Origin of the sequence: Azospira sp. I09, from assembly GCF_009177135.1 — a bacterium.
Classification (GTDB): Bacteria; Pseudomonadota; Gammaproteobacteria; order Burkholderiales; family Rhodocyclaceae; genus Azospira; species Azospira oryzae.
Map to the genome: position 1 here is coordinate 1,713,638 of NZ_AP021844.1, position 25,521 is coordinate 1,739,158.

The following is a 25,521-nucleotide window of genomic DNA, read 5'->3' on the forward strand; positions in this document are numbered from 1 at the left end:
CGGGACCGGCATAATCCGGAAATCCGAACGGGGCTTCCCGCCACCACCGCCACGCTCCATGCCACCCAGCCAGCGCCTCTTCCGCCTCGCCATCCTGCTCCTGGGCTTCGCCGCCCTGGTGGGCGGCACCAGCCTGCTGGCCTTCCGCTTCAGCCTGGCCATGGGCCTGGCCGAACTGCAAGCCACGGGCCGGCACCGGCTGGACCTCTACGCCACCAGCCTGGAGCGGGAAATCGACAAGTACGCCTACTTCCCCACCACCCTGGGGCTGGAAAAGGACGTGCTGCACCTGCTCACCACCCCCAAGCCCACGCCGGCCCAGATCGAGCAGCTCAATCTATACCTCGAGCAGCTCAACGAGCGGGCCGGCACCCTTTCCATCTACGTCCTCAACGTCAATGGCCGGGTCATGGCCACCAGCAACTGGCGCCGCCCGGATAGCTACCTGGGGGAAGACCTCTCCTTCCGCCCCTATTTCCGCCAGGCCATGGATACGGGCAGCGGCCGTTTCTTCGGCATCGGCACCACCCGGGGCGAGCCGGGTTACTACCTGACCTCGGCCTTGACCAACGCCCAGGGCACGGTGGGCGTGGCAGTGCTCAAGGTGGGCCTGCAACAGCTGGAAAAGACCTGGTCCACCGTGGAGGCTCCGGCCCTGGTAGCGGACGAGAACGGCGTGGTCATCCTGGCCTCGGTGCCGGACTGGAAATTCACCACCCTGAAACCCCTGGACGATGCCACCCGCCGTGCCTTCGACCAGACCCAGCAGTACAACCGCCGCGCCCTCAACCCCCTGGGGGTGGTGGAGCTGGCGGAACTGGACCACGGCGCCCGTCTGGTGCGCCTGCCCAAGGCCGGGCCGGAGATGGTTTCCATGTTCCCGGTGGCCGGCAAATTCCTGGCCCAGACCCAGCCCCTGCCGGGCACCCCCTGGACCATCACCGTTTTCTCCCATCAGGAGCAGGTGCGCGAAATCGCTGCCAACCGGGCCGCCCTGGCCGGCATCGGTGCTGCCTTCCTGTGCATCCTGGCCCTCATGTTCAACGAACGCCGCCGCCATGTGCGGGACCGGCTGGCCGCCCGGGAAGCCCTGCAGAAGGCCCACGACGAGCTGGAACGCAAGGTGGAGGAGCGCACGGCCGACCTCTCCGCCGCCAACACCCGCCTGCAGGAAGAAGTGGCGGAGCGCACCCGGGCCGAACGCACCCTGCGCGCCGCCCAGGACGAACTGGTGCAGGCCGGCAAGCTGGCGGTGCTCGGCCAGCTCTCCGCCGGCGTCGCCCACGAACTGAACCAGCCCCTGGCGGCCCTGCGCACCCTTTCCGGCAACGCCCGCAAATTCCTCGCCCGGGGCGACCAGGAAACCGCCGGCAGCAACCTGGAGCGTATCGGCGAACTGGTGGACCGCATGGGCCGCCTCACGGGCCAGTTGAAGTCCTTCGCCCGCAAATCCACCGGCAAGCCCCAGGCTGTGCCCATCCGCCGGGCGGTGGAGAACGCCCTGTTCCTGCTGGAACAGCGCCTGCAACGGGCCGGCGTGGTGGCCTGCATCGACCTGCCCGAGGAAGAGCTGCTGGCTTGGTGCGACCCCAACCGGCTGGAACAGGTGCTGGTCAACCTGGCCGCCAATTCCCTCGACGCCATGGCCGGCCGTCCCCAGCAGGCCCTGGATATCAGCGCCCGGCGCCAGGGCGAGCGCATCGAGGTGAAGGTACGGGACCAGGGCCCGGGCCTGGACGAGGAAGCCCGCAGCCACCTGTTCGAGCCCTTCTTCACCACCAAGGAAGCCGGCAGCGGCCTGGGCCTGGGCCTGGCCATTTCCGCCGGTATCGTCGCCGATTTCGGCGGCAACCTGACGGGGGACAACCACCCCGATGGCGGCGCCGTGTTCACCCTGGACCTGCCGGCCGCTCCCGCTGCCGCCCCTGGAGCCCCCTCATGAGCCAACAAGACTCCCTGCAAGTACTGCTGGTGGAAGACGATCCGGACGTGCGTCTGGGCTGCGAACAGGCCCTGCAACTGGAAGACATTCCGGTGAGCAGCGTCGATAGCGCCGAGAAGGCCCGCCGCCGCCTGACCCGGGACTTTCCCGGCATCGTCGTCAGCGACATCCGCCTGCCGGGCATGGACGGCATGGCCCTGCTCAAGGAGCTGCAGGCCATCGACCCGGAGCTCCCGGTGGTGCTCATCACCGGCCACGGCGACGTTTCCCTGGCGGTGCAGGCCATGAAGGGCGGCGCCCACGACTTCATCGAAAAGCCCTTCTCCCCCGACTACCTGGTGGAAGTGGTGCGCCGCGCCCTGGACAAGCGCCGCCTGACCCTGGAGGTACGGCAACTCAGGGCCCGCCTGGAAAGCCGGGATACCCTGGAAGCCCGCCTCATCGGCCGCTCCCCGGCCATGGTCAAGGTGCGCCAGCTGGTGGCGGACCTGGGCAACAGCGCCGCCGACATCCTAATCTTTGGCGAGACCGGCACCGGCAAGGAACTGGCGGCCCGCTGCCTGCACGAAGCCGGCCCGCGGCGGAACGGCAACTTCGTCGCCATCAACTGCGGCGGCCTGCCCGAAACTCTCTTCGAGAGCGAAATCTTCGGTCACGAGGCCGGCGCCTACACCGGCGCCGCCAAGAAGCGCATCGGCAAGATCGAGCACGCCAGCGGCGGCACCCTGTTCCTGGACGAAATCGAGTCCATGCCCATGGCCATGCAGATCAAGCTGCTGCGGGTGTTGCAGGAACGCAGCCTGGAACGCCTGGGCTCCAACACGCCCATTCCCGTGGATTGCCGGGTGATTGCCGCCACCAAGGCGGATCTCAAGGAACTCTCGGACCAGGGCCGCTTCCGCGCCGACCTCTACTACCGGCTGAACGTCGCCACCTTGCCCCTGCCGCCCTTGCGGGAGCGGAGGGAGGACATTCCCCTGCTGTTCGAACACTTTCTGCTGCAAGCCGCCGCCCGTCACGAACGGCCGGTGCCCGCCGCCGATCCAGCGCGCATGGGGTCCCTGCTGGCCTATGACTGGCCGGGGAATGTGCGGGAATTGCGCAATGTAGCGGATCGTTGCGTGCTGGGGATTGAGGCGGGGGTGGCCCCGTTCACCGCGGAGTCGCCCGCTCAAAAGCGCTCCCTGGCCGAAACCGTGGACAGTTTCGAACGGGCCCTCATCACCGAAGCCCTTGAAAGAAACCAGGGCAGTTTGGCGCGGACCGCGGAAGACCTGAGAATCGCCAAGACCACGCTACACGACAAAATCCGGAAATACGGCCTGGCCAACCAGCCATCGGGCTAACGGGTGACCGGGGCCGGGACTGGCAGGGGAAACCACTCATCAAGGTAAACTTGCCGATAGTCGGCAGGAATTGTATTAATCCCCGCCATATTCCAAATTAATGCTAAACGACCCGTAGGAGCTTCCCATGCCCAATGCCCCGCTTTCCTACCTGCCGCCCACCAATACTGGAAGTTCCCGGCAAGCAGGATTTTCTCTTATCGAACTCATGGTCGTGGTGGCCATCATTGCCATTCTGGCAGCCATTGCCATCCCGGGTTATCAGGACTACATCGTCCGCAGCCGCTTGACCGAGGCGACCTCCCTTCTCGCTGCCAAGCGGGTCCAAGTCGAGCAGTTCTATGACAACAACCGGACCTACGTTAACGCTCCCGGTTGTGCCGACGATGCCACCAGCAGCAAGAGTTTCACCTTCTCCTGTGCCAATGTGGCAGCCAACACCTATCGCCTTGAAGCGACTGGGAAGAGCACCATGTCCGGCTTTACTTTGCGGATTGATCAGGACAACAACCGCTCCACTCCTAGCGCAGGCTCCGGGTGGTCAGCGAACAACAACTGCTGGGTCACCAAGAAGGACGGATCGTGTTAGGCAGAGCCCCCCGCCATCTGCCTTTTGAGGCAGGTGCGACACTGATTGAGTTGGCTGTTGCACTGGTCATCTTGGCGATCTTGCTGACGTTCGGCATGCCAAGCTTTTCCGAATGGATTCAGAACGCCCAGATCAGAACAGCAAGCGAAACGGTGATGACCGGCATTCAATTGGCCAGGAATGAAGCAGTCAAGCGCAATACAGCGGTTGAATTCGTCTTGGGCAATCCCGGGGCACAGGGCGGAACAGGCTGGACAGTAAGAGAAGCCGCCAGCGGCACCATCATCCAGCAGACCACAGCGGGAGAAGGATCGCGCAATGCCATCCTGACGCCAACGCCAGGAGACGCCACGACAATCACCTTCAACAGCCTTGGCCGCCTGCCGGTTGCGATGTTGAACCTTGATGGATCTTCGATCATCACCAGAATAAATGTCGACGTACCGGAATCGGTACTGGCAGCAGACAAATCCAACGACATGCGCATCACCATCAGCACCGGAGGACAAGTCCGCCTCTGCGACCCCCACATCAGTGCTACGGGAGATCCCAGATCATGCTGACCCTCACTCCCCACCAACAACGCGGCTCGGTTCTACTGGAAGGACTGATTGCGGTACTGATTTTCTCTTTTGGCATCCTGGCGATCGTCGGCCTGCAAGCAGCCTCAACGAAAGCTGTCACCCAGGCAAAGAGCCGGGTCGACGCAGCATTCGTTGCCAATCAACGCATTGGTGAGTTGTGGGGAGACCGGGACAATTTGGGTGCGTATGCCGAAAGCAAAAAAGAGATCGATGCCCTGCCTAACGGAAAGCGCACCACAGAAATCAACGGCACGACCGTTACGGTAACCGTGGAATGGAAGATGCCGGGCGATGCATCGTCAAACACGTATTCCACCGTTGCCCAAATCGTTGGCAATCCACCGATTTGAGCGGCGTAGGAGAGTCACATGAGTCGGCATAACAAAAGCAGGGGTTTCGGCCTAGTTGAGATCATGGTGGGCATGGTCATCAGCATGATTGCCTCCATCGTGGTGTTCCAGGTATTTGCCTCCGCCGAGCGCCAGAAGCGGGGAACCACAGGTGCAGCCGACGCCCAAACCAACGGCGCCCTGTCCTTGAGCATGGTGGAAAGTGACGTCAAAGCAGCTGGTTGGGGCCTCGACGCACACACGTTCTCAGACTGCGACCGCGTCTTCAGTTATATCGATGACGGGGTATCCGCGCCCGGGGCAGTCCCGAATTTGCTCACGCCGGCCGTCATTTCTGAAGGTGGAACCGGGCCGGATCAGATAAGCATCCGTTACTTCGACAACCCTGCCAATGCGAACTACAAGTTTGCACTGACTGCGCTGACCACCAAGCCAGCGGCAGGCTCGGAATCCATGCGCGTCCGCAGTCTGTACGGCTGCACACCGACAGTTGCGGTACCAAAACCGCTAGCCCTCATTCAGCAGAGCGGCACCTGCACCTTGGTGCAAATCACCAAGGTAGAAAAGCCTACGCTGACCATCTGGACGGAAAGCGGCCTGGGCGCTCCTTCCTACAATCCACCGGGAGCCTATAAGCTTGCCAATGCTTGGCCGGCATACGACAAGGGAGCGGACTTGCAGTGTTTCCCGCAACTCAGCCAGAAGACCTACCGCATTACCAATGGGCAACTCGAATTGCAGGAACCGGACGCAAACGGGGTTCTCCAGACCTTCCAGATCGCTCCCGACATCCTCAGCCTGCAAGCCCAGTACGGCATCACGGACGTCTGTGCCGGCACTCCGTGCCCCCAGAAAATCACCGACTGGGTAGATGCAGGAGGAGCCTGGGCGGCCCCCCTGAGCAATGCCAACTCAAAGCGGATCAAGGCGTTGCGCGTCGCCGTCGTGGCGCGCAGCGCAGAGTATGAGAAGCCAGGTTCCGACGGAACCTGCAAAACAACGACAGAAGAAGCTGTGGCTGCCTGGTCTTCCTGGGCCAAATTTGACATCACCACATTCCCGGCTGATTGGCAGTGCTACCGTTACAAGGTGTTCGAAACGGTGGTGCCGCTACGTAACGTCATTTGGGGCAACGTGTGAGGACATGACCATGCCCAACCATATTCCGCCTTCACCACGAAGCCAGGAAGGCCTGGCCCTGTTTGTCGCCCTCATTGTGCTGGTTGCCATGTCGATCGCCGGCGTTGCCCTGATCCGTTCGGTGGATACAGGCACGTTGATTGCCCGCAATCTGGCATTTCAGCAGAGCGCCACCCTGAGCGGCGACCAGGGGATTGAGACGGCCCGCACGTGGCTATTGAACAACTCCAGCTCCCTCACCGGGGACCGACCTGGCAATGGCTATTACGCCACCAGCCAGGACATGCTGGACCTGACCGGCAACGTGACTCCCGGCGACACCAGTGACAACGTCAATTGGGACGGTCAGGGAGGCCCCACCACTCCCACTTGCCAAGCCAAGGACAGCGTTGGCAACACCGTCTGTTATGTCATCCACCGCCTGTGCGACACCACTGGTCCGTTGGACTCATCCACCTGTTCCACGCGGCAGTACATTCGCACAGATAGTAGCAAGGGGGTGGTCGGAGGCCTTTCGAACTACCAACCCCCCTCCTGGGACCCGGAAATTGCCTCAATGGGCGTATACCGCGTCACCATCCGGGTTTCCGGGGCGCGAAACAATATCAGCTACCTACAGGCCTTCATCGTCATTTGAGTTGCATTCGGTCGACGCACTCCAAGGAGTCGAACATGAACAAATCTCCCGTTTTATCCCCCTCGGTCCGCCTGCTTGCACTCGCCCTGGGCTGCACCCTGACAGCCACTCCCATTGGCATCGGTGCCGCGGAAACGCCGCTAGCCGACATTCCCCTGGCCAACGCCACTACCGAGAACATTCTGCCGAATATCTATTTCATCCTGGACAACTCGGGCAGTATGGACTGGGATTACATGCCCGATTACGTCAATGGCAGCTATTGCCGCAGTACGGGAACCAGTCTGACCAGTTGTACTAACGGCGATGCTCCTTATTATCTAAGCGCGTTCAATCGGGTCTATTACAACCCGATGGTGAACTACACTCCGCCTAAGAACGCCGACAATAGCGACAAGACCAATTACACCACCTGGACCAATGTCCCTTATGACGGTTACGGTATCCAGAGCGGCAGTTCGATCAACCTGGTTACCAACTATCCGGAACGAGTCGCCTGTAAAAATGGATGGGATGACGTCAACGGCAGCAACTGCGTATCCCAGATCGATGGCGCCAATGCCTATAGCTATCCCAACGGCACCTATAGCAACATCAAGACCCGCTACGGCGGCCCGTTCTACTACACGGCCACCGTCGAATGGTGTTCTGCCCAGGAAAGCAGCGGCCCGAGATTCGGCAAGGCCGGCACCTGTCAGTCCCAGAAATCCTCGACTTACAAATATGTCCGCTACAGCAACTGGAAACGGGTGAATATCGTTCCCAGCACCACCAGCTATCCCGGCCCCAACGGAACGACACGCACCTACGCCCAGGAGATGACCAATTTTGCCAACTGGCATGCCTGGTACCGGACCCGGATGCAGATGACCAAGACCGCCGTTGGACAGGCATTTGCCGATATCCGCGGCACCCCCAATACCAGCGACCCCCTCGACAAGAACTATTTCCACGCACGGGTCGGTTTTTCCACCATCAGCGACAAGGGGGCCACCGACAGCAATACTTTCCTGGCCATCAACAATTTTGACACCACCCAGAAAAACACCTGGTTTACCCGTTTGTACAAGGGAGACCCATCCGTAAACACACCGCTCCGGGGCGCCTTGGCCAAAGCAGGTCGAATTTATGCTGGCAAGCTGGGAGCGGACCCCATCCAGTATTCCTGCCAACGTAACTTCACGATTCTCTCGACCGACGGCTACTGGAATACCAACGACGAAACGTCTACCTATGGACCAACCAAGGAAGACGGAAAAACAGTGGTCGGCGATCAGGATGGAGTCGCTACTGCGACACGGCCTTCCTTCGACGCGCTGAAGAAAAGCAGCACCCTTGCCGACGTAGCCTACTACTACTATCACACCGACCTGCGTACCGACATGCCGAACAATGTTCCGCCGGCTGGTACCAAACTGGAGGAGGACGATGTAGCCACGCATCAGCACATGACCACCTTCACCATCGGTCTCGGTGTGGATGGCAACCTGACCTATCAGGATGGCTACAAGACGGCCACCTCCGGCGCCTACTACGACATCAAACAAGGCACCAAGAACTGGCCGGACCCATTGGATGCCTCGGATGAAGACCGTATTGACGATCTCTGGCATGCAGCCGTCAATGGCCGCGGCACCTACTTCAGCGCCCGCAACCCGGAAGCTCTGGTCAACGGCCTGGCCAGCGCGCTAGGGGCCATGGAGGCCAGCAGCGGCTCCGGCGCCGCAGCAGCAACGTCAGCCCTGGAACCGACGGCTGGGGACAATTACATCTATGTTGCCAATTACCGCACCGTTGCCTGGGAAGGCGAGTTATCTGCCTACACCATTGACCTCAGCACCGGCAACATATCCGCCAATGCCACCTGGAAGGCATCTCCTCAGCTCAACAGCAAAATTCCCGCCGTCGGCAACACCGACACCCGGGCTATTTATACCTCCAGTGGCAGCACCCTCAAGGCGCTGGAATGGGCCAATCTGACTGCGGCGCAAAAAGCATATTTTGATAACACCAAGCTCAGCCAATACCTGGACTGGAGTGCTGCCGACAAAAGCACGGCGACCGGCGAGTTGATGCTGAATTATGTCCGCGGACACAACCGCTACGAGGACCAGGAACGGGACGTGGCTTTTGGCAGCTACAACCGCCTCTACCGGGATCGCTCCACCGTCCTCGGCGATATCGTTCACGGCCAGCCGGTCTACGTACAGACTCCTTCCCTGGAGTTCCTGGATGCGGGCTATGCCGAGTTCAAGGCCGCCCAGGCAGGCCGGACCGGCATGGTTTATGTCGGCGCCAACGACGGCATGCTGCATGCGTTCGACGCTGCCACCGGTGCCGAGAGCTGGGCCTATGTACCGCCCATGATCATCAAGGACCTGTGGCGCCTGGCGGACAAGGACTACGCCACCAACCATCGTTATTTTGTCGATGGCCCCATCATCGTCACCGATGCATTCGTTGGCGGTAGCTGGAAAACCATATTGATCGGTGGATTGGGGAAAGGGGGGCGAGGGTACTATGCATTGGACGTAACAATCCCAAGTTCGCCCAAAGTGCTGTGGACATACTCTGCCGATAACAACCCAAATATGGGCTACAGCTACGGCTCCCCCTTGGTATCCAAGGTAGATGGGCGCTGGGTGGCCTTGTTGCCCTCCGGCTATAACAACATTCCCGAAGGTTCCAATTATCCGACCGCTGATGGCAAGGGCTATATCTTCATGGTGGATGCAGGTACCGGTGCCCTGATCAAGACCCTCTCGACCAACACGGGTAGCTCCGGCAATCCCAGTGGCCTCGGTCGCATCAACGTCAAGGCCGACGATTTTGCCAAGGACAATACCGCGGTGGCTGCCTATGGCGGCGACCTCTTCGGCAACATGTGGCGCTTCGACCTGTCAGCAGGCACAGTCTCCCCGATCATGACCCTCGGCTCGTCCCAAGCCATCACCGCTGCACCCGAGATTGGTGAAATTGACGGCAAAACGGTTCTTTTCTTCGGTACCGGCCGCTATCTGGGACAGGATGACCTGGACAACCCGGCCTCCCAGTCCTTTTATGCAGTAAAAGACGATGGCACAAGCACCATCAGCCGGGGCTCCATGGTTGCCAAGGTAGCCAACGGCACTGAGGTTGGCGGACCGGAGGTCAATTGGAACATCCATGGCGGCTGGTACCTGGATTTGCCGATGGGCAAAGAACGGGTCTATCTCAATGCCCAGCTCTTCTTCGGTACCGTCATGTTCTCCAGCATCGTTCCCGAAGCCAGTGCCTGCCAGCCGGGGGGCTCCAGCCAGCTTTATTTCCTGGACTACAAGAGCGGCGGCGGCGTAGACGGCGGCCGAGCCATCTACACCTTCACCTCGCCCATCGTCGGCCTGACTGTGATCAAACTGCCGGGGGGAACACCCAAAGTATTCACCATCACTGCCGACGGCAATCTCAAGGGCGGGGCAATGACCCTTCCCATCAGCACCGGCAACGGCGGCGGCAATCTCAGTGGCAATCGCATGATGTGGCGGGAGTTGGCCAACTGACCCTCCGCAGTCACTCTCCGGAAACAACCACATTACGCCCCGCAAGGGGCGTAATGCTTCTTCCCCTGATGCATCGACAACCGCTGGCCTCGGCCCTACTTCTTTCCTGCTGTCTGCATGTCTTGCTGCTGAGCCTCCCGCCGGGAACACTCGGTGACAGTCCTCGCCTTGCGCTTGGATTGGAAGCCAAACTTGGCAATGCATACACACCACTGCAAGTCCGGCTGGGGTTGACTGCCCCGCTCCCACCCATACGGGCATTAGAGGACAAACTACGCTTGCAGGCGCCGCCAGCCGCGGCGCCACAACTGACAACCGCCCCAGAAGTCGTTGAGAAAAATGCACAGGGAGGCGGTTCCGACGGCGCCAGTTCATCCGAGGGCGGGAAACCGGAAATCGGCATTCCGGTACCGTACTACTACCCCCCGGCGGAAGTGACCCAACGTCCGCACGTTGCCAGCCCGATCGATACCAGCGTGGTGGATGACGAAGAGGGGGCCGGCAAAGCCATTCTGGTGCTCTACATTAACGAGCAGGGCAAAGTGGACAAGGTGGAAACGGAAGCCACCCATCTCAGTGAGCGACTGAATGCCCTGGTCGCCCAGCAGTTCGAATCGGCCCGATTCCTGCCGGCAGAAAAGGACGGACAGCCGGTGAAGAGCCGGCTGCGCATTGAAGTGACGATTCGCCCCAGGCCGCCTCAAACCACGGCGGCCCCCTAAATCAGTTGCCCAGCAGTTCCTTGGGCAGGGGGAAGTTCACCTCCGGCTCCCCATCCCCCAACTGGCGCACATTGCCGGCGCCCAGCGCCTGCAGGCGGGAGATGACCCCCTGTACCAGGGTCTCCGGTGCGGAGGCGCCGGCGGTGACGCCAATGGTGTTCACCCCCTGCAGCCATTCGGCCTCAATCTGCTCGGCCCCATCCACCAGATAGCCCCGCACACCGCGCAGCTTGGCCACTTCGAGCAGGCGGTTGGAATTGGAGCTGTTGCGGGAGCCCACCACGATCACCAGGTCGCAGGATTCGGCCAGATGCTTCACCGCATCCTGGCGGTTCTGGGTTGCATAGCAGATGTCGTCCTTGCGCGGTCCTGCGGCATCGGGGAAACGCCCGCGAATGGCCTGGATGACGTTGGCGGCGTCGTCCACCGACAAGGTGGTCTGGGTGACGAAGCCCAGCTGCTCGGGGAACCGCACCATCAGCTGGTCCACATCCTCCCGGGTTTCCACCAGGTGCATGCCGCCATTGACGCTCTGCCCCATGGTGCCCTCGACTTCGGGATGGCCCTTGTGGCCGATCATGATGACTTCCCGCCCCTGTTCCCGCATCTTGGCCACCTCGTTATGCACCTTGGTGACCAGGGGACAGGTGGCGTCGAACACCTTGAGGCCGCGCCGGTCGGCTTCCTCGCGCACGGCCTTGGCGACGCCGTGGGCGCTGAAGATGACCGTGGCACCGGCAGGCACTTCGTCCAGTTCCTCGACGAAGACGGCGCCCTTGGCGCGCAGGCCGTCCACCACGAACTTGTTGTGCACCACTTCATGACGCACATAGATGGGCGCGCCGAAACGCTCCAGGGCCCGTTCGACGATGGCGATGGCCCGTTCGACGCCGGCACAGAAACCGCGGGGATTGGCGAGGATGACTTCCATGGATGACTCTCAGTTGGGCCGGGAGCCGCAGCTCCCGGCACCGGGGGTTGGACGCGGCGGGGCCAAGGCCCCGGGGCAAGCCTTTAGAGGATGCCGATGATCTCCACCTCGAAGCGCACGGACTTGCCGGCCAGGGGGTGGTTGAAATCGAAGAGGGCGTGGCTTTCCGTCAGTTCCCGCAGGAAGCCGGCGAACTCGGCACCCTCGCCGTCGTTGAACTCCACCACGGAGTTTTCCTTCAGTTCCATGCCCGGCGGCAGGGCTTCCCGGGCGATGCGCTCCACCAGCCGGGGATTGTGTTCGCCGAAGGCCTGGGCCGGTTCCAGCAGGAAGACGTGGCGCTGTCCGGCCACCTGGCCGAGCAGGCACTTCTCCAGGTTCTCCGCCAGCTGGCCGCTGCCCATCTGCAGGGTGGCGGGCTTCATGTCGAAGGTGTTGAGAATCTCGCTGCCGTCACCGGTGGTGACGCGGTAGTGCAGGGTGAGAAAGCTGTCCGGCTGGACCGTTGCTTGATCGACTTGGCTCATCAGGAATACCGCTCTTCTTTCCAGGGATCTGCTTCGTTGTGGTAGCCGCGCACTTCCCAGTAACCGGGACGGTCTTCGGCGTGGAATTCGATGCTGGAGAGCCATTTGGCGCTCTTCCAGGCGTAGCGTTTGGGTAGCACCAGGCGCACCGGGCCGCCGTGTTCGACGGACAAGGGGGCGTCGTCCACCGTGTGGGCCACCAGCACGTCGTCGTCCAGCAGCGCCGCCAGGGGCACGTTGGTGGTATAGCCGTCGTAGCTGTGCAGGGTGACGTGGCGGGCTTCCGCCAGGGGGCCGGCCAGATTCACCACTTCCCGGGCCAGCACACCCTCCCAGGGCACGTCCAGCCGGGTCCAGGTGGTGACGCAGTGGAAATCGCTAGTCCGCTGCACCTGGGGCATGGCCAGCAACTGTTCCCAGTCCAGCACCACTTCCTGGGTCACCAGGCCGAACAGGCGCAACTGCCAGTTTTCATGGTGGATGTCGGGATGGATGCCCAGGTCCAGCACCGGAAAATCGGTGACGTGGCGCTGGCCGGGAGGAATGCGGTGGTCGCTCATGAACGGGCCCTGACGTTAGGAAGCGGAAGAATCCGGATTCCCTTGGACAGGTTTACGCCGGATTTGCTCCCAGGCCAGCAAAATTGCCCCCACGGTGATGGCGCAGTCGGCCACGTTGAAGGCCGGGTAGTACCAGCCGGCCACGTGGAACTGCAGGAAATCCACCACGGCGCCGAAACGCACCCGGTCGATGACGTTGCCCAGGGCACCGCCCATGATCAGGGTCAGGGAGAAGCACAGCAGGCGCTCGGCCAGGTGCTGGCGCAGCATCCAGGCGATCCAGCCGGACACTCCCAGGGCCAGCAGGGTGAAGAACCAGCGCTGCCAGCCGGGCTGGTCGGCGAGGAAGCTGAAGGCGGCGCCCCGGTTGAAGACGAAGACCCAGTCGAAAAAGGGCGTCACGGTGACCGTGTCGCCGTAGTTCAGGCTCGCCAGCACCGCCCATTTGGAGAGCTGGTCGAGAACGATGACCAGGGCCGCCAGCCCGTACCAGCGGCCCAGGGAGGACTTAGGCACGTTCGCGTACCTCGCCCTCGCCGTGCAGGTTGCTGTCGCAACGGCCGCACAGTTCGGGGTGTTCCGGGTTGCTACCCACGTCCTCCCGGTAGTGCCAGCAGCGCTCGCACTTCTTCTGGGTGGAGGCCTCGGCGGCGATGGCATCGGCGCCCTGGGCCACGCTCACCTTGGAGCAGATGAGGACGAAGCGCAGGTCGTCGCCCAGGCTGGCCAGGGCCGCGTACTTGTCGCCCTCGGCGCTGATCCGCACTTCGGCCTGGAGGGAGGAGCCGATCTTGCCTTCCTCGCGCAGGGCCTCCAGGGCCTTGGTCACTTCGCCGCGCGCCTCCCGGATCAGGGTCCACTTGGCCAGCAGCTCACCTTCGCCGGCCTGGGCCGGCAGGTCGTGCCAGGTGTGGAACATGATGGACTGGTCCGCATCGCCAGAGAGGATCTGCCACACTTCCTCGGCGGTGAAGGAGAGGATCGGCGCCATCAGGCGGATGAAGCTCTGGGTCACGTGCCACAGGGCGCTCTGGGCCGAGCGGCGGGCCTTGGAGGCCGGCGCCGTGGTGTACAGGCGGTCCTTCAGGATATCCAGCCAGAAGCCGCCCAGGTCCTCGGAACAGAAGGTCTGCAGGGCCTGTACCACGCGGTGGAACTCGTAGCGGTCGTAGTCGGCCTGGGCCTGGGTCTGCAGCTGACGGGTCAGGGCCAGGGCGTAGCGGTCGATCTCGAACCAATCGGCCACCGGCAGCATGTCCTTGGCCGCATCGAAGTCGGCGATGTTGGCCAGCAGGAAACGCAGGGTGTTGCGGATGCGGCGGTAGGCTTCCACCACCCGGGCCAGGATTTCCTTGGACATGGCCAGCTCGCCGGAGTAGTCCGTGGCGGCCACCCACAGGCGCAGGATGTCGGCGCCCATCTTGTCCGAGACTTCCTGGGGCAGGATGGTGTTGCCCAGGGACTTGCTCATCTTGCGTCCCTGCTGGTCCACCGTGAAACCGTGGGTGAGCAGGGCCTTGTAGGGCGGATGGCCGTCGATGGCGGCGCCGGTGAGCAGGGAGGAATGGAACCAGCCCCGGTGCTGGTCCGAGCCTTCCAGGTAGAGGTCGGCCCGGGGGCCGGTGGCGTGGCCGTCGTTATGGGAGCCCCGCAGCACGTGCCAGTGGGTGGTGCCGGAGTCGAACCAGACGTCCAGGGTGTCGCTGATCTTTTCGTACTGGGCGGCCTCGGCCCCCAGCAGTTCGGCCGCATCCAGCTTGAACCAGGCTTCGATGCCTTCCTTCTCCACGCGCTGGGCCACTTCCTCCATCAGCTCCACGGTGCGCGGATGCAGTTCCCCCGTTTCCTTGTGCAGGAAGAAGGGAATGGGCACGCCCCAGTTGCGCTGGCGGGAGATGCACCAGTCGGGCCGGTTGGCGATCATGGATTGCAGGCGGGGCTTGCCCCAGGCCGGATAGAAGGCGGTGGCCTCGACCCCGGCCAGAGCCTTTTCGCGCAGGGACTTGCCATCCGTGGGCAGGCGGTCCATGCCGACGAACCACTGGGCGGTGGCCCGGTAGATCACCGGGGTCTTGTGGCGCCAGCAGTGCATGTAGCTGTGGCTGACATTGCCGTGGGAAAGCAGGCAGCCCACTTCGGACAGCTTGTCGCAGATGGCCTGGTTGGCCTTCCAGATGGAGAGGCCGCCGAAGAAAGGCAGCTCGTCCACATAGACGCCGTCGCCCTTGACGATGGAAATGATCTCGTCGTTGCCGCGGCCGTAATGGCGCCAGGCGTTGAAGTCGTCCACGCCGTGGGCGGGGGCGCAATGAACGATGCCGGTGCCCGCATCCAGGCCCACGTAGTCGGCCAGGTAGACGACGGAAACCCGGTCATAGAAAGGATGGCGGAATTCCAGGCGCTCCAGGGCCTTGCCCTTGACGGTCGCCAGCACCGTGCCTTCGCAGCCGTAGCGCTTCAGGCAGTCGGCCACCAGCTCCTTGGCCAGCACCAGCAGGCGGTCACCCGCGTCCACCAGGGCGTACTCGTGTTCGGGGTGGATATTGAGGGCCTGGTTGGCGGGAATGGTCCACGGGGTGGTGGTCCAGATCACGGCATAGGCCGGCTTGGGCAGGGCGTTGAGGCCGAAGGCGGCGGCCAGCTTGGGGGCATCGGCTTCGCTGACGGGGAAGGCCACGTCGATGGTGGGGGACTTCTTGTCGGCGTATTCCACCTCGGCCTCGGCCAGGGCGGAGCCGCAGTCGAAGCACCAATTGACGGGCTTCAGGCCCTTGAAGACATAGCCCTGCTTGACCATCTCGGCCAGGGCGCGGATCTCGCCGGCCTCGTTGGCGAAGTTCATGGTCAGGTAGGGGTTGTCCCAGTCGCCCAGCACGCCGAGGCGGATGAATTCCTTCTTCTGCACTTCCACCTGCTCGGCGGCGTAGCTGCGGCACAGTTCCCGCACCTTGTCGGCGGGCAGGTTCTTGCCGTGGGTGACTTCGATCTTGTGCTCGATGGGCAGGCCGTGACAGTCCCAGCCCGGCACGTAGGGTGCATCAAAGCCGGCCAGGGTCTTGGAGCGGACGATGATGTCCTTGAGGATCTTGTTCAGGGCGTGACCCAGGTGCAGGTTGCCGTTGGCGTAGGGAGGGCCATCGTGCAGGATGAACTTGGGCCGGCCGGCGCAGATCTCGCGAATCTTCTGGTACAGCTTCTTTTCCTGCCATTGCTGCACCCACTGGGGCTCCCGCTTGGGCAGGTCACCGCGCATGGGAAAGGGAGTGTCGGGAAGATTCAGGGAGTTCTTGTAGTCAGCCATAACAGCCTCAAATGCCTAAGGTTTTCTTAACGCTGGAAAAATGCGCGGGCGGCTTCCGCGTCCTGGCCGATCTGGGCCACGAGCGCGTTGAAGTCGGGGAATTTCATCTCGTCCCGCAGCTTGTGCAGGAAGGAAACGGAAAGGTGGGCGCCGTAGATGTCGCCGTCGAAATCGAAGAGGTGCACTTCCAGCAGGGGCTGCAGCTGGCCGCCCACGGTGGGACGCACCCCCAGGTTGGCCACCCCGTTGAGGGGCCGGCCGGCAGCGCCGGTGACGCTCACGGCGAAGACGCCGGTGAGCGGCAGGGGATTGTGCTTGATGCGGATGTTGGCGGTGGCAAAACCCAGCTGGCGCCCCAGCTTCTGGCCGTGCACCACGCGACCGTCGATGCTGTAGGGACGACCCAGGAGACGGGCGGCCCGGGCCATGTCGCCGGCCGCCAGGGCCTCGCGCACGCCGGAGCTGGAAGCCCGCTCGCCGCCCTGCACCACGCTCTCCATGGCCTCCACCTGGAAGCCGAAGGAGGCACCGGCGGCCTGCAGCAGGGCGAAATCGCCGGCCCGGCGGGCGCCGAAGCGGAAGTCGTCGCCGATGATGAGGTGGCGCACCCTGAGACAGCGCACCAGCACCTGCTCGATGAACTCGTCCGCCGTCAGGGCCGCGAAGACGGTGTTGAAGGGGCTGACGCAGGTGAGGTCGGCGCCGTAGTTCTGCAGCAGTTCCAGCTTCTCGCGCAGGGTGGTGAGCCGGGCCGGGGCCGAGGCCGGGTCGAAGAACTCACGGGGATGGGGCTCGAAGGTCAGCACCGCCGCCGGCAGGCCGCAGGCCCGGGCAGCCTGGCCGACGCGGGCAAGCAGGGCCTGGTGGCCAAGATGCACGCCATCGAAATTGCCGATGGTCAGCACCGTGGCACTGGGGGCCGGGGTTTTAACGCCGCGCAGGACGAGCATGGTGGAAGCCGGAATCCTTCTTATGCCCCGGGCGGGGCGCGAAAAAAGGCTGAATTATAACGGTTTTACCCCCGTCCTGCGGCACCGCCGCCCGCTCCGGGAGAGAACCGCCACAGGGGGCTGCCCGCCAGGGCAGAAGGGACGGCCCTGGACGGCATGGCCTGCCTGCAAAGGCCGTCCCGCCTGCCTCTCCGGGCAGGCATCAGAGACGGTGGGGACTTGGGCTCAGTCGAGCCGGGCCAGCCTGGATTTGGCCAGGGGCGGATTCTTGGCGAAGTACTGGCGGATGCCCTTGAGCATGGCCTCGGCCATGCGGTCCTGGTAGGCGTCGTCGTTGAGGCGCTTTTCCTCTTCCGGATTGCTGATGAAGGCCGTCTCCACCAGGATCGAGGGAATGTCCGGCGCCTTCAGCACGGCAAAGCCGGCCTGCTCCACGCTGGCCTTGTGCAGGGCGTTGATGCCACCGAGCTCCCCCAGCACGGCCTTGCCCAGCTTGAGGCTGTCGTTGATGGTGGCGGTCTGGGAAAGGTCCAGCAGGGTGCGGGCGAGGAAGGGGTCCTTGACGCCGATGTTCACGCCGCCGATGAGGTCGGCCTCGTTTTCCTTCTGGGCCAGCCAGCGGGCCTGGGAACTGGAGGCGCCCCGCTCGGACAGCACGAACACGGAGGAACCCCGGGCATCGGGCTTGATCCAGGCGTCGGCATGGATGGAAACGAAGAGGTCGGCCTGGACCCGTCGGGCCTTCTGCACCCGCATGTGCAGGGGCACGAAGAAATCCGAATCCCGGGTCAGCACCGCCCGCATATTGGGCTCGGCGTCGATCTTGGCCTTCAGGCGCTTGGCGATGGACAGCACCACGTCCTTCTCGTGGCTGCCGCCCTTGCCCACGGCCCCCGGGTCTTCGCCGCCGTGGCCCGGGTCCAGGGTGATGGTGACGAGACGATCCACCACCGGCTTGGTGTTGCGCTTGGCCGGTTCCGCCGGCCGGGCTTCCTGGGCGCGGCCCGGGGCCTGCTGGGTCTGGGACGGCGCCTCGGCCACCGGTTCGCGCCGGCCGGCCTCGGCGATGGCATCCAGCCCGTCGCCGTCCTTCTTGTCCAGCAGGGACAGCAGGGGATCGGGCGGATTGGCCGGATAGACGTCCAGCACCAGCCGGCTGCCGTACTCGCCCACCGGCTTCAGGGAAAAGACCTGGGGCTGCACCTCGGTCTTCAGCTCCATGACCAGGCGCACCACGCCGGGCTTGAAGCGGCCGGCCCGCAGCAGCTTGATGTAGGGATCGTCCGGCGCCACCTTGTTGGAGAGGCCGTCGAGGACGCTGTTGAATTCGATGCCCTCGATATCCACCACCAGACGCTCGGGATTCTTCACCGAGAACTGGGTGAACTTCAGGGGAGCGCCACCCGGGGCGTCATGCTCCAGGGTGACCCGGGTGTAATCGGCGGCGGGCCACACCCGCACCGAGAGAATGGAGGGCGACTTGCCGGCGGCGGCTCGGGCCAGGGGCGTGACGAGCAGGACCAGGGCGGCCCCGCCGGCCTTCAGCAGGGCCCGGCGTCGCTCGACAGGCGGGACATGAGAGCGTTTACGCATTGCTCACCTCCCGGAGAATGGGGTTGCAGCAGGAGATCACGGCCGTCATCGTCGCGGAAGCGGAAAGCCAGGACGAGATCGGGCGGCGGCACAAAGCCCGCGGCTTTGTCCGGCCATTCCACAAGGCACAGGGCCCCTTGGCGGAAATAATCATCCAACCCAGCATCGACAAACTCTTCCGGCGACTCGAAACGATAAAAATCAAAGTGATACAAGTATAAGCTCGAAAGTTTGTAAACTTCAACCAAGGCGTAGGTCGGGCTCTTCACCGGACCGGTGTGGCCCAGGGCCCGCAGCAGGGCCCGCACCAGGGTGGTCTTGCCCGCCCCCAGGTCCCCTTCCAGGTAGATCACCAGGCCCGGCCCGGCGGCCTGGGCCAGGGCGGCCCCCAGAGCCTGGGTCGCCGCTTCGTTCGCCAGCAGCAGACTTTGGCCTGGATTAAGGGATTGGGCAGCAGATTCGCTATGATCGGGCATATGGAACCAACGGAAGAAATGCAGCAAACGGGAGCCGGCACCCCCGCCCGCCCGGCGGCGGCAGGAGAAGCGACCCCGGACTGGCCCGGACTGGCCGCCCGCCTCAAGGCCTGGGGCCGGGAACTGGGCTTTGCCGAAGTGGCCATCGGTCGGGCCGAGATCGGCGAGGCCGGGCAGCGGCTGCTGGCCTGGCTCGAGCAGGGGCGCCACGGGAGCATGGATTATATGGCCAAACACGCCCCCCTGCGGCTCGATCCGGGCCAGCTGGTGCCCGGCGTGCAGACCGTCATTTCGGTGCGCCTGCCCTACCTGCCCCGGGGCGCCGAGCCCGAGCAGGTGCTGGCCGATCCGGCCCTGGGCTATGTGTCCCGCTACGCCCTGGGGCGGGACTACCACAAGGTCATCCGCAACCGCCTGCAGAAGCTGGCGGACCGGCTGCAGGCCGAGATCGGCGACTTCGGCTACCGGGTCTTTTCCGACTCGGCCCCGGTAATGGAGGTGGAATTTGCGCGTAAGTCCGGCCTGGGCTGGCGCGGCAAGCACACCCTGCTGCTGACCCGGGAGGGCTCCTGGCATTTCCTCGGCGAAATCTACACCGACCTGCCCCTGCCGGCGGATGCCGAGGTGAGCGATCACTGCGGCGCCTGTACCCGCTGCATCGACGTCTGCCCGACCCGGGCCATCATCGCTCCGTACCAGGTGGATGCCCGCCGCTGCATCTCCTACCTGACCATCGAGCTGGACGGCGCCATGCCGGAGGAACTGCGGCCCCTGCTGGGCAACCGCATCTACGGTTGCGACGACTGCCAGCTGTTTTGCCCCTGGAACCGCTTCGGCCAGCTGGGCGATGTGGAATTCACCCCCCGCCAGGGCCTCGATTCGGCGCGGCTCTCGGCCCTGATGGCCTGGAGCGAGGCGGATTTCCTCGAACGCATGGCCGGCAGCCCCATCCGCCGCATCGGCATTGAACGCTGGCGGCGCAACATCGCCGTGGCCCTGGGCAACGGCCCGGCGACGGAGGAAGCCAGGACGGCCCTGGCCGCCCGCCGGGAGGACGACTCCGCCGTGGTGCGGGAGCACGTGGCCTGGGCCGAGCGACAGCTGGAAAAGAAAACGCCGCCCACGGGCGGCGTCTGAAGCCTCTTCAGGCGGCGGGCCCGCGGCCTCCGCCGTCCCCTTCGCCCCTCTTCTCCCCATCCCCCACGCTTCCGGCGAAGCGCGCCTTGAGGCGCTCCCAGTAACGGTCTTCCAGGGACAGATTGACGGCGGCGCCACGGGCCAGGCTCAGCTGGCTCATCAGCAGGCAGAGGCGCTGCCAGGCGGGACCGCGCTCCACCTCGTCGAGCAGTTCCAGTTCGGCACGCAGTTGGGCGATCTCCCGCCGCAGCCCCACTTCCGGCGGGGCGTAGCCGGCATTCTTGAGGATGCGCTGGGCCAGGCGCTGGTCTTCCGGCACCAGCAGGTCGTCGCCCAGTTCCAGGGGCTGGCCGCTGCCGGGCAGGTCCGACAGCTCGCCCTTGGCCAGGGCCTCGTTGATGCGCTGTTCCGCCAGCAGTTCGAAGGCCAGCACCGCCCTGCCCTTTCAGCGCTCCACCGGCCGTGCCGGATCGGCGCACCACTCGCTCCAGGAGCCGGCGTAGAGCCGGGCACCGGGCAGGCCGGCGATTTCCATGGCCAGCAGGTTGTGGCAGGCGGAAACGCCGGAGCCGCACTGGTGCACCACCTGTTCAGGAGCGAAGGCGGCCAGGGCCTCTGTCCACTCCTGGCGCAGCTGGTCGGCCGGCTTGAAGCGGCCGTCGGGCCCCAGGTTGTCGCGGAAGAAGCGGTTGCGGGCGCCGGGGATATGGCCGCCCACCGGGTCGATGCTTTCGTTTTCGCCGCGGAAACGGTCCGGCGCCCGGGCATCGACGATGACCCGGTCCGGCCGGCCCAGGCCGGCCAGCACCTGGTCGGCGTCCAGCACCCAGTCCCGGGGCGCGGGCGTGAAGGTGCGGGCGGCAGGCTCGGGCATCTCGGCGCTCAGGGCGCCGCCGGCGGCAGTCCACGCGGACAGGCCGCCGTCCAGCAGGGCCACGGCCTCGTGGCCGAGCCAGCGCAGCAGCCACCACAGGCGCCCGGCCATCATGCCGCCGCAGTCGTCGTAGGCCACCACCTGGACCCCGGGGCCGATGCCGGCCCGGCCCAGGGCGGCGGCCAGGGTGGCGATATCAGGCAGGGGATGGCGGCCGTTGCGGCCGTTTTTCGCAGAGGAAAGGTCCCGGTCCAGATGCAGGAAGACGGCTCCGGGAATGTGCCCCCGGGCGTAGGCAGCCTCCCCGGCGGCCGGGTCGGCCAGATCATGGCGGCAATCCACCACCACCCAGGCCGGATCGCCCAGGCGGGCGGCCAGGGTGGCCCCATCCACCAGGGTGGTGTGGACGGCCGCAGGCATCAGATGACGTCCTGTTCGGCCAGCCAGGCCTTGGCTTCGGCTTCGTCAGAGAAGACGCGGATGCTGGCATCGACGAAGGCGCGGGAGAGCCAGGCGCTCCAGGTCACCCACTGGCTCTCGGTGATGACGGCGATGCGCTCGAAATCGTTGGCGTGGGCCTTGGAGAAGCGGATTTCCTCCAGGGCCGTGTCCAGGGTCACGTCGGCCATCTGGCGCAGATCGAAAAAGAGATTCACCGGGCCCTCGAACTTCACCTTGAAATTCACCAGTTCCTCGAACTCCTTGTAATCGGCCAGGGTGAATTCACCGAAAACGGCGACGGAAACCAGGTTGTCCTGGTGGTCGGTAACGATCATGGCTTGCTCCGTGTTGTTATGTGGATATGAGTTTAACTTGGAATGGGGCGGCCGGCGCAGCCATGGGCGGGCCCGGCGGCGCCGGGTGCCGGCCTAGTCCTGCTCCGCCGGATTGGCCCGGGAGAAGCGGGTGGCGGCCATGCCGGAGAGGACGATGATGGCGATGGCCAGCCAGGCGGCGAGGGAAAGCACCTCGCCCCAGAAGAGCATGCCGAACAGGCTGGCGAAGACCACCGCCGTGTAGGCCAGGCTGGCCGCCACCAGGGTGCGGCCCCGGCTGTAGGCCCGGGTCATGGCCAGCTGGGCCAGGGTGGCGAAGATGCCTACCCCCAGCAGCAGGCCGGCGCCGCGCAGGGTCAGGGGATGAAAGCGGAAGAAGAGCATCCACAAGCCGGCGCCGAGGGTGGACAGCAGGGAGAAGTAGAACACCGTGCGCCACTCCGGCTCCCCCTTCTGCCCCAGTTCGCGCACGTTGTAATAGGCCAGACCGGCGAGGACGCCGGAAGCCAGGCCCATCAGGCCGCCGGCCAGCTGGTCCGCATGGAAGGTGGGCTGCAGCAGCAACACCACCCCGGCAAAGCCGGCCACCAGGGCACCCACCAGGCTGGCTGGCAGGCGGGCACCGGAGAGGCCGGCGAGGAACAGGGCCAGGAACAGGGGCGAGGTGTAGTTGAGGGTCACCGCCGTCGCCAGGGGCAGCCAGGCGATGGCGTAGAAGTACAGCATGAGGGAGATGAAGCCGGAGACGCCCCGGTAGATCTGGAATTTCCAGTGGGGAGTGCGCGGATCGAGGCGTCCCCAGAGCATGGAGGCGCTCATCAGGGCCAGGGCGATGGCGTTGCGGTAGAAGACGATTTCCGCCGGGGAATAGCCCGCCTCGGCCGCCAGCTTGACGCACACGCCCATGCAGGCGAACAGGAATGCGGCGGCGACCATCCACAGGGATTGCATGGGCAGGAGATCCTTCGGCGATGAAGCCGGAAAAACAACGCCGCAGAAAACGGCGCGGGGGAAACAAAAGGGGCGCCCGCAGGCGCCCCGATGCTTGGGCTGGGAGAATTCTACTTCAGGTGGGGCTCGACGATGCGGCGGTAGAACTCATGGAAGTGCTGCATGCCGTCCTCGGTGGGAGACTGGTAGGGACCCACTTCGTTACGACCTTCCTTGAGCAGCTGCCAGCGGCCCCGGTCCATGCGCTCGCCGATGTCGTCGTCCTCGATGGCGGTTTCCATGTAGGCAGCCTGCTCGGCCTCGATGAATTCCCGCTCGAACTCGACGATTTCCTCGGGGTAGTAGAACTCCACCACGTTCATGGTCTTGTTCACCGACTGGGGGATGAGGGTGGACACCACCAGCACGTGGGGATACCACTCCACCATCACATTCGGGTAGTAGGTCAGCCACACGGCGCCCTGCTTGGGCTGCTCGCCCCGGGCGCCATAGAAGTCCTTGACCGCCTTCTGCCAGCGGCCATAGGGGGCGGAGCCGACCTTGTCCAGGTTGGTGATGCCCACCTTCTGCACGGAATACCACTCGCCGAACTGCCAGGTCAGGTCGTCACAAGTGACGAAGTTGCCCAGACCGGGGTGGAAGGGCACCACGTGGTAGTCCTCCAGGTACACCTCGATGAAGGTCTTCCAGTTGTAGTTGCACTCGTGCATCTCGACCCGGTCCAGCTTGTAGCCGGTGAAGTCGAATTCGCCCGCCACGTTCATGCCAGCCAGGTCGGCCTGGGCGTTGCGCGGCCCCTTGAAGAGCAGGCCGTTCCAGGAATCCAGCTTGCGCTTGTTGAGGTTGAGGCAGGGATTGGCAGGGAAGTGGGGCGCGCCCTTGAGGCTGCCTTCGCTGTCGTAGGTCCAGCGGTGGATCGGGCAGACGATGTGCTCCGCATTGCCGCTGCCCTGCAGCATGATGGCCTGGCGGTGGCGGCAGATGTTGGACATGTCATAAACCCCGTCCGGCTGGCGCACCAGCATGCGGCCGTGGTCGCGCCACTCCATGGTGCGGTAGTCGTGCACATTGGGCACCATCAGCTCGTGGCCGACGTACCCCGGGCCCTGCTCGAAGAAGAGTTTCATCTCCAATTCGAACATTTTTTCGTCGAAATACCATTCGACGGGGAATTGGCTAACGGCAGGAGCCAGTTTGGTGCTGGATGCGATGTCGGACATGTCCACACCTCCGGAAAAAGGCAATGGGTGAAAAATGAAGCAAAATCAACGAAGGCGGGATTCTACCCCGGCGCAAATTTGACCAAAAGCCCCGTGATACGGTATTTTTTGCATTTCCACCGGTTATTGATATGGATCAATCGCCCATGCCCGCTTCCACCAGCGCCGGCGGCCAGACCGGAACCCCTCCCGGCTCTCCCTCCTCCCCCTCCTTCGAAGAAGCCCTCGCCGACCTGGAGCGCATCGCCCAGGCCATGGAAAGCGGCAACCTGTCCCTGGAAGAATCCCTGTCCGCCTACAAGCGCGGCGTCGAACTGCTGAAACTGTGCCAGGGCCAGCTGGCCGATGCGGAACAGCGGGTGCAGGTCCTGGAAAGCGGTACACTGAAGGACTTGAACAGCCCCGAGGCCTGAAGGCACGGCCCCACCTGCGCCTTCGCACCTCTTCTCCAGGTTTTCCCATGGCATCTTCCGACGCTTCCGCCCTGCCCTTCCCTGACTGGATGGCCCAGACCCAGGCCCGCACCGAGGCCGCCCTGGGCCGCTTCCTGCCCGCCGCCGAGACCATCCCCCAAGGCCTGCACGACGCCATGCGCTACAGCGCCCTGGGTGGCGGCAAGCGGGTCCGCCCCCTGCTGGCCTTCGCCGCCGGCGAACTGTGCGGTGCCACGGCGGAAGCCCTGGACTGCGTCGCCTGTGCGGTGGAGATGATCCACGTCTACTCCCTGGTGCACGATGACCTGCCCTGCATGGACGACGACGTGCTGCGCCGGGGCCGCCCCACCTGCCACGTGCAGTACGACGAGCCCACCGCCCTGCTGGTGGGGGACGCGCTGCAGTCCCGGGCCTTCGAGATCCTGGCCACCCAGCCCTGGCCGAGCCCGGCCCAGGGCCTGGAACTGGTGCGCCTGCTGGCCCACGGCAGCGGCTCCTGCGGCATGGCCGGGGGCCAGGCCATCGACCTGGCCTCCGTCGGCAAGAGCCTCGACCAGCCCCAGCTGGAACTGATGCACGCCCTGAAGACCGGGGCCCTGATCCGGGCCGCCGTGCTCATGGGCGCCCACTGCGGCACGCCCCTGGCCGCTGCCGAACTGGAGCGCCTGGACGCCTTCGCCAAGCGCGCCGGCCTGCTCTTCCAGGTGGTGGACGACATTCTGGACTGCACCGCCAGCACCGCCACCCTGGGCAAGACCGCCGGCAAGGACGAGGCCGCCGACAAGCCCACCTACGTCCGCCTGCTGGGCCTGGAAACGGCCCGCCAGCTGGCCGACGACCTGCGCCGCGACGCCCTCGGCGCCCTGGAGGGCTTCGGCCCCCGGGCCCGGCGCCTGATCGAACTGGCCCACTACATCACGACCCGCAAGTTCTAGAGCGGGC

Annotated in this window: 25 protein-coding genes; 12 read left to right on the forward strand and 13 right to left on the reverse strand. The window is 64.4% G+C overall.

All coding sequences use genetic code 11. The features are described from left to right. Positions 1 to 58 precede the first annotated feature (58 nt). The 9 genes from AZSP09_RS07895 to AZSP09_RS07935 all read left to right on the forward strand — a co-directional run bounded on the left by AZSP09_RS07895 (position 59) and on the right by AZSP09_RS07935 (position 10,849). Entirely contained in the window at positions 59 to 1,942 is a 1,884-nt protein-coding gene (locus tag AZSP09_RS07895; RefSeq protein ID WP_152089694.1) for a sensor histidine kinase, read from the forward strand. After that, complete coding sequence (locus tag AZSP09_RS07900; protein WP_152089695.1) at positions 1,939 to 3,288, forward strand: sigma-54-dependent transcriptional regulator; 1,350 nt, start codon at positions 1,939 to 1,941, stop codon at positions 3,286 to 3,288. Before AZSP09_RS07895 ends, AZSP09_RS07900 begins: the two co-directional genes overlap by 4 nt. A 127-nt stretch (positions 3,289 to 3,415) precedes the next feature. Continuing rightward, positions 3,416 to 3,877: a type IV pilin protein gene (locus AZSP09_RS07905; protein ID WP_014238495.1), complete on the forward strand. Its 462-nt coding sequence runs from the start codon at positions 3,416 to 3,418 to the stop codon at positions 3,875 to 3,877. Next, the gene (locus AZSP09_RS07910; RefSeq protein WP_232058868.1) at positions 3,826 to 4,440 is read left to right on the forward strand and encodes a GspH/FimT family pseudopilin; all 615 of its coding nucleotides are present in this window, start codon (positions 3,826 to 3,828) and stop codon (positions 4,438 to 4,440) included. Before AZSP09_RS07905 ends, AZSP09_RS07910 begins: the two co-directional genes overlap by 52 nt. Then, positions 4,434 to 4,811 carry a type IV pilus modification PilV family protein gene (locus tag AZSP09_RS07915; protein WP_014238497.1) on the forward strand — a complete coding sequence of 126 codons (378 nt, stop codon included), beginning with the start codon at positions 4,434 to 4,436 and terminating at the stop codon, positions 4,809 to 4,811. The genes AZSP09_RS07910 and AZSP09_RS07915 overlap by 7 nt, the downstream gene beginning before the upstream one ends. Before the next feature lie 18 nt (positions 4,812 to 4,829). Further along, the gene (locus AZSP09_RS07920; protein ID WP_014238498.1) at positions 4,830 to 5,951 is read left to right on the forward strand and encodes a PilW family protein; all 1,122 of its coding nucleotides are present in this window, start codon (positions 4,830 to 4,832) and stop codon (positions 5,949 to 5,951) included. Positions 5,952 to 5,955: 4 nt separating this feature from the next. Further along, positions 5,956 to 6,588, forward strand: coding sequence for a pilus assembly PilX family protein (locus tag AZSP09_RS07925; RefSeq protein WP_050804331.1), 633 nt, complete (start codon positions 5,956 to 5,958; stop codon positions 6,586 to 6,588). Between the two features lie 35 nt (positions 6,589 to 6,623). Continuing rightward, positions 6,624 to 10,127, forward strand: coding sequence for a pilus assembly protein (locus AZSP09_RS07930; RefSeq protein ID WP_152089696.1), 3,504 nt, complete (start codon positions 6,624 to 6,626; stop codon positions 10,125 to 10,127). Between the two features lie 53 nt (positions 10,128 to 10,180). Continuing rightward, entirely contained in the window at positions 10,181 to 10,849 is a 669-nt protein-coding gene (locus AZSP09_RS07935) for an energy transducer TonB (RefSeq protein ID WP_152089697.1), read from the forward strand. A gap of 1 nt (position 10,850) precedes the next feature. Here AZSP09_RS07935 and ispH read toward each other — a convergent pair whose 3' ends face one another. From ispH to tsaE, 8 genes are all read right to left on the reverse strand, one after another. After that, on the reverse strand, positions 10,851 to 11,780 hold the full coding sequence (ispH, locus tag AZSP09_RS07940; RefSeq protein ID WP_130459046.1) for a 4-hydroxy-3-methylbut-2-enyl diphosphate reductase: 930 nt from the start codon (positions 11,778 to 11,780) through the stop codon (positions 10,851 to 10,853). Between the two features lie 83 nt (positions 11,781 to 11,863). After that, a complete protein-coding gene (locus AZSP09_RS07945) occupies positions 11,864 to 12,307 on the reverse strand; it encodes an FKBP-type peptidyl-prolyl cis-trans isomerase (RefSeq protein ID WP_130459047.1) in 444 nt (147 codons plus the stop codon). After that, a complete protein-coding gene (locus AZSP09_RS07950; protein ID WP_152089698.1) occupies positions 12,307 to 12,867 on the reverse strand; it encodes a sulfite oxidase-like oxidoreductase in 561 nt (186 codons plus the stop codon). The genes AZSP09_RS07945 and AZSP09_RS07950 overlap by 1 nt, the downstream gene beginning before the upstream one ends. Positions 12,868 to 12,882: 15 nt before the next feature. Continuing rightward, positions 12,883 to 13,383 carry a signal peptidase II gene (lspA, locus tag AZSP09_RS07955; protein WP_014238505.1) on the reverse strand — a complete coding sequence of 167 codons (501 nt, stop codon included), beginning with the start codon at positions 13,381 to 13,383 and terminating at the stop codon, positions 12,883 to 12,885. Beyond that, a complete protein-coding gene (gene ileS, locus AZSP09_RS07960) occupies positions 13,376 to 16,168 on the reverse strand; it encodes an isoleucine--tRNA ligase (protein ID WP_152089699.1) in 2,793 nt (930 codons plus the stop codon). The genes lspA and ileS overlap by 8 nt, the downstream gene beginning before the upstream one ends. Before the next feature lie 26 nt (positions 16,169 to 16,194). After that, positions 16,195 to 17,118: a bifunctional riboflavin kinase/FAD synthetase gene (locus AZSP09_RS07965; RefSeq protein WP_152089700.1), complete on the reverse strand. Its 924-nt coding sequence runs from the start codon at positions 17,116 to 17,118 to the stop codon at positions 16,195 to 16,197. Positions 17,119 to 17,343: 225 nt separating this feature from the next. After that, positions 17,344 to 18,711, reverse strand: coding sequence for an N-acetylmuramoyl-L-alanine amidase (locus AZSP09_RS07970; RefSeq protein ID WP_152089701.1), 1,368 nt, complete (start codon positions 18,709 to 18,711; stop codon positions 17,344 to 17,346). Further along, positions 18,660 to 19,187, reverse strand: coding sequence for a tRNA (adenosine(37)-N6)-threonylcarbamoyltransferase complex ATPase subunit type 1 TsaE (tsaE, locus tag AZSP09_RS07975; protein WP_152090858.1), 528 nt, complete (start codon positions 19,185 to 19,187; stop codon positions 18,660 to 18,662). The genes AZSP09_RS07970 and tsaE overlap by 52 nt, the downstream gene beginning before the upstream one ends. Here tsaE and queG point away from each other — a divergent pair, their 5' ends adjacent. Beyond that, positions 19,188 to 20,324: a tRNA epoxyqueuosine(34) reductase QueG gene (gene queG / locus AZSP09_RS07980; RefSeq protein WP_232058869.1), complete on the forward strand. Its 1,137-nt coding sequence runs from the start codon at positions 19,188 to 19,190 to the stop codon at positions 20,322 to 20,324. It abuts the gene before it with no gap. A 7-nt stretch (positions 20,325 to 20,331) separates the two neighbouring features. Here queG and AZSP09_RS07985 read toward each other — a convergent pair whose 3' ends face one another. The 5 genes from AZSP09_RS07985 to AZSP09_RS08005 form a co-directional block, all read right to left on the reverse strand. Continuing rightward, positions 20,332 to 20,757: a J-domain-containing protein gene (locus tag AZSP09_RS07985; protein ID WP_152089702.1), complete on the reverse strand. Its 426-nt coding sequence runs from the start codon at positions 20,755 to 20,757 to the stop codon at positions 20,332 to 20,334. A 12-nt stretch (positions 20,758 to 20,769) separates the two neighbouring features. Then, positions 20,770 to 21,618 (reverse strand): sulfurtransferase, encoded by an 849-nt coding sequence (locus tag AZSP09_RS07990; RefSeq protein ID WP_152089703.1) that lies wholly within the window; start codon positions 21,616 to 21,618, stop codon positions 20,770 to 20,772. Beyond that, the gene (locus AZSP09_RS07995) at positions 21,618 to 21,974 is read right to left on the reverse strand and encodes an STAS/SEC14 domain-containing protein (RefSeq protein ID WP_014238513.1); all 357 of its coding nucleotides are present in this window, start codon (positions 21,972 to 21,974) and stop codon (positions 21,618 to 21,620) included. The genes AZSP09_RS07990 and AZSP09_RS07995 overlap by 1 nt, the downstream gene beginning before the upstream one ends. 93 nt (positions 21,975 to 22,067) lie before the next feature. Further along, the gene (locus tag AZSP09_RS08000) at positions 22,068 to 22,925 is read right to left on the reverse strand and encodes a DMT family transporter (RefSeq protein WP_130459055.1); all 858 of its coding nucleotides are present in this window, start codon (positions 22,923 to 22,925) and stop codon (positions 22,068 to 22,070) included. 110 nt (positions 22,926 to 23,035) lie between these two features. Beyond that, positions 23,036 to 24,145: an aromatic ring-hydroxylating oxygenase subunit alpha gene (locus AZSP09_RS08005; protein WP_014238515.1), complete on the reverse strand. Its 1,110-nt coding sequence runs from the start codon at positions 24,143 to 24,145 to the stop codon at positions 23,036 to 23,038. A gap of 146 nt (positions 24,146 to 24,291) precedes the next feature. Here AZSP09_RS08005 and AZSP09_RS08010 point away from each other — a divergent pair, with 146 nt between their 5' ends. Both AZSP09_RS08010 and AZSP09_RS08015 read left to right on the forward strand, forming a co-directional pair. Beyond that, a complete protein-coding gene (locus AZSP09_RS08010; RefSeq protein ID WP_152089704.1) occupies positions 24,292 to 24,558 on the forward strand; it encodes an exodeoxyribonuclease VII small subunit in 267 nt (88 codons plus the stop codon). A 47-nt stretch (positions 24,559 to 24,605) separates the two neighbouring features. Continuing rightward, positions 24,606 to 25,514, forward strand: coding sequence for a polyprenyl synthetase family protein (locus AZSP09_RS08015; protein ID WP_197739070.1), 909 nt, complete (start codon positions 24,606 to 24,608; stop codon positions 25,512 to 25,514). Positions 25,515 to 25,521: the final 7 nt, after the last annotated feature.